1 protein-coding gene is annotated in these 1,187 nt (G+C 63.8%); it reads right to left on the reverse strand.

Going from position 1 to position 1,187, the window contains the following annotated elements; translation table 11 throughout:
• Window positions 1–29 precede the first annotated feature (29 nt).
• On the reverse strand, window positions 30–1,115 hold the full coding sequence (locus AC1DYD_RS41385; RefSeq protein ID WP_478178494.1) for an IS630 family transposase: 1,086 nt from the start codon (window positions 1,113–1,115) through the stop codon (window positions 30–32).
• Window positions 1,116–1,187: the final 72 nt, after the last annotated feature.

Consider the following 1,187-nt stretch of genomic DNA (forward strand, 5'->3'; position numbering starts at 1 on the left):
CTAGTGCAGTGCGCCACTCAGATATGTACTTATCTTGTACTCCTTGCCAGCGCGGCCTTGGCTCGCGTGACCTTGGCCAGGATGTCGGTCGCGCTGGCGGTCCATATGAAGGGTTTGGGGTTGGCGTTGTGGTGCTCGACATAGAGATCGATCGCCAATTCCAGCTCAGGCACGCTGGTGAAGCTGTCGCGCCGGATGCGGTTCTCCGAGATGTCGCGGAAGAAGCGCTCGACCATGTTCAGCCACGACGCGCTCGTCGGCGTGAAGTGCATGACGAAGCGCGGGTGCTTGGCCAGCCAGGCTTGAACCKCTGGGTGGGTGTGCGTGCCGTAGTTGTCCACGATCAGGTGCAACTGCAGGTGCCTGGGCGTCTTGCGCTGGATCAGGCGCAGGAACTGCAGCCACTCCGCGTGCCGGTGTTGCTGTTGGCACATCGAGATCACCGTGCCGTCCAGGGTGTTCAACGCGGCGAACAGCGTGGTCGTGCCATGGCGCTTGTAGTCGTGCGTGACGGTGCCGGCGCGGCCTTTCTTCATCGGCAAGCCCGGCTGGGTGCGGTTGAGCGCCTGGATCTGACTTTTCTCGTCGCAGCTGAGCACCAGGGCGCGCTCGGGCGGGTTCAGATACAGCCCCACGACGTCCAACAGCTTGTCCTCGAAGCGAGGGTCGCGCGAGAGCTTGAAACTGCTCTGGCGATGCGGCTTCAGGCCGTTGCGCTGCCACACGCGGCGAATCGTCGTCGGCCCTACCCCAAGCTGCGCGGCCAGCGTTCGCGTGCTCCAGTGCGTGGCGGCGATGGGCCTGTCATGCAGCGTCTTGTCCACGATGCTCGATTCAAACTCGGGGGTGGTCACGCTGGGGGTGCGCCCGGGGCGCGGCGCATCGTGCATCAGGGCCTCCACCCCGCCTTCCAGGAAGCGCTGGCGCCACAAGGCCACCTGGCGCCGATCCAGATCGACCTCGCAGGCGATGTCCTTGTTCTGCCAGCCCTGAGCGGCCAGCAATACGATCTTGGCCCTTTGCTGCACACGAGCCTCGACACGGCCACGCCGCGCCAAGGCCGTCAACTCTCGTTCGACAACAGCATCCAGTTCGATCCTTGGGGCAATGCGCATGGCTGCGACCTCCGTCAAGGTCGGAGTGTGCCGCATCGAATAAGTTCCACTATTTCGAGCGCACTACACTAG

It is taken from the genome of Variovorax sp. P4_B11, from assembly GCF_056402355.1.